Genomic DNA, 2,761 nt, shown 5'->3' on the forward strand with positions numbered 1-2,761 from the left:
TCATCACGGTGGTCAACCTGACCCTGTTCTTCGTGGCCTGGCAGTTGCTCGCACTGTCCGAGGTCATCAACCCCCTGTTCTTCCCGAAGGCCACGGACATGTTCTCGGCCATGTACCACGGTTTCGCCGACGGCGTCATCGGTCCGCAACTGCTCCACAGCCTGCAGAACTTCACCATCGGCATGCTGATCGCCGGGGTCATCGGCATCCCGCTCGGGCTGTTGATGGGCGGCGTGCGGATCATCGACCTGATCCTCAGTCCCTACGTGTGGGCGATGACGGCGCTGCCGCGCGTCGCCCTCATTCCCCTACTGATCCTCGTTCTGGGCTTCGGTAACTCCATGCAGCTCACCATCATCGTGCTGTCAGCAGTCTTCCCGATGATGGTCAACTGCATGGAGGGGGTGAAGACCGTCGATCCGTCGCTGGTGCGGGCCGGTCGGATCTTCGGGGCGAACGAGGCGCAGCTGTACCTCAAGGTGATATTGCCGTTCACCCTGCCTTTCGTCATCAGTGGCATCAACCAAGGTATCGCCCGTGGTCTGGTCGGGATGCTCATCGGAGAACTGCTGGGCGGAGGCGGCAAGGGACTCGGATTCCTGCTGGATCGGGCAGGTGACCAGTTCGATGCGCCGATGATGTATGCCACCTTGCTGATGCTCGCAGTCATCTCGGTGGGGCTCGTGCAGGGAATGCGGTGGATCGAACGCCGGGCAGCGCCCTGGCGAGACTTTGCGCGCGCGTAGTGACTCGATGCTTCACGTGAAAAGGAGATGTCCATGAGAAGCAGCAAACGATTGCTGGCCGTGCTCGGTGTTGGTTTGGCGTTCGCGACGGTGCTGACCGCGTGCGGGGGCGATGATTCGGCAGCCGGGGGTGGCACCACCGCCAGCGTTCCGACCAACGCCGATCAGGTCGACGCCACGATCGACACGTCGAAGGTGAAGAAGTCCATCGTCGTGGCCGTGGACAACCCGTACTACCTGTTCCACGAGGACGTCCTGGTAGCGCAGGAGAAGGGCTACTTCAAGGAAGTCGGGATCGACAACGTCGAGATCGTGACCGTCGAGGACCCCCTGCCGGCGCTCATCGGAGGATCGGTGGACTTCGCCCTCTACGACACCGACACCGCCATCACCGCGGCGAAGAAGTCGAACTCGGGAGTGCGGTATCTGTCGACCTATCTCGGAGGTGAGGCGAACATCCTCGGTGTGCGAAAGGGGATCAACACGGCCGAAGATCTCAAGGGCAAGACGATCACCGGTGGACAGTTCGGCAGCCGCAACGACTTCCTGATTCGAAAGCTCCTCACCGACAACGGCCTCGACCCGGACAAGGACGTCAACCTGGTGAGCACCGGTGGCCAGTCCAACGAGCGTTTGCAGTCGGTGATCGCAGGCACGGTCGATGGCGCGAGCCTGCAGATTCGGCACAAGTCACTGTTGGAGGCCGAGGGCGGCAAGTTCCTCTTCCAGGAGCTCGGACGGGCGCCACAGAACGGCTGGGCCGCCAACAAGATCCTGACGGAGAGCCCCGAGACCGCCGCCGCCTTCCTGACCGCGACACTCAAGGCACGCCAGTTCATCAACGACATGAACAACAAGGACGCGGTGCTCGACCTGATGGCTACCAAGGACTTCGACCTCCCGCAGCCGTACCGCGATGCGTATGCCGATGAGCAGAACTCGACTTACCACACCGGTGACGGGGGCTTCGACATCAAGGACATGGATCAGTTCGTCAACGAACAGATCGAGTTGAAGGTGATCCCCCCTGGCACCGATTGGCACCAGTACGTCGACCTGGTCCCGCTGTGGCGTGCGCAGAAGGCGCTGAACCTGCCGCTGCGGCCCGCTCCTGGCGACATGGCCCAGTGACGACGGAAACCGCGTCGGCCGAGGGACTTCGGCTCCTCGGCCAGCATGACCTGGGCGGCCGAGGCGATGGCATGCAGGTCATGCGTCATGGCGACACGCTGTACGTCGGACACGCCGGGACAACCGGGGCGGGCACGTCGATCCTCGACGTATCCGCTCCGGATCGTCCCGATCTGATGACGCAGTGGGATGCGCCTGCCAATACGCACACGCACAAGGTGCAGGTCGCAGATGGGCTTCTGCTCGTCAACCACGAGCGATTCCCGTACCGACCGAAGACCCCGCTGGGGCCGCACTCCGCAGGTGTCGCGATCTACCGGCTCGACGACCCGTTCGAGCCGAAGCAGATCGGGTTCTTCGAATCCGGCGGCAAGGGCGTCCACCGCATCGTCTGGGAGGGCGGACGCTACGCCCACATGTCAGGTGCACCAACGGGTTTCACCGACCGCATCTGGATGACGGTCGACCTGATCGAGCCCGCGCGGCCGGTGCTGGCCAGCCGATGGTGGTGGCCGGGACAGTGGAGCGCCGGGGGCGAGACCGCCGACTGGGCTGAGGGTCATCGGGTCGCGGCGCATCATGGTCTGAACGAGGGCGAGCACACCTACCTGGGCTACGACGACGCGAATCTGGTCGTGCTCGACACGTCCGATCCGACGACCCCTCGCGAGGTGTCGCGCCTGCGGTGGGGAGGTGGGGCCACCCACACGTGTATGCCACTGGAGGGTCGCGGACTGCTCGTCGTCACCGACGAACAACAACACGACGGCCCGCACGGCGAGGAGCGGAGGATTCACCTGATCGACATCGCGGACCCGTCAGCACCTCGATACCTGCAAACGTTGCCATCGCCTGCCGCATCGTTCGACGAGCTTCCTCAACGG

The 2,761-nt window shown here is 63.7% G+C and carries 3 protein-coding genes; all 3 read left to right on the forward strand.

The genetic code is table 11. The annotated features are described in order from the left end of the window. Nucleotides 1-746, forward strand: a 746-nt coding sequence (locus ACRDUX_RS40755) for an ABC transporter permease (RefSeq protein ID WP_526423229.1), incomplete at its 5' end; no start/stop codon positions are given. 33 nt (nucleotides 747-779) lie between these two features. Beyond that, complete coding sequence (locus tag ACRDUX_RS40760) at nucleotides 780-1,877, forward strand: ABC transporter substrate-binding protein (RefSeq protein ID WP_526423231.1); 1,098 nt, start codon at nucleotides 780-782, stop codon at nucleotides 1,875-1,877. After that, a partial coding sequence (locus ACRDUX_RS40765; RefSeq protein ID WP_526423233.1) for an LVIVD repeat-containing protein occupies nucleotides 1,874-2,761 on the forward strand: 888 nt, incomplete at its 3' end. The genes ACRDUX_RS40760 and ACRDUX_RS40765, both read left to right, overlap by 4 nt.

Source organism: Mycobacterium sp. (assembly GCF_050701675.1).
GTDB lineage: Bacteria > Actinomycetota > Actinomycetes > Mycobacteriales > Mycobacteriaceae > Mycobacterium.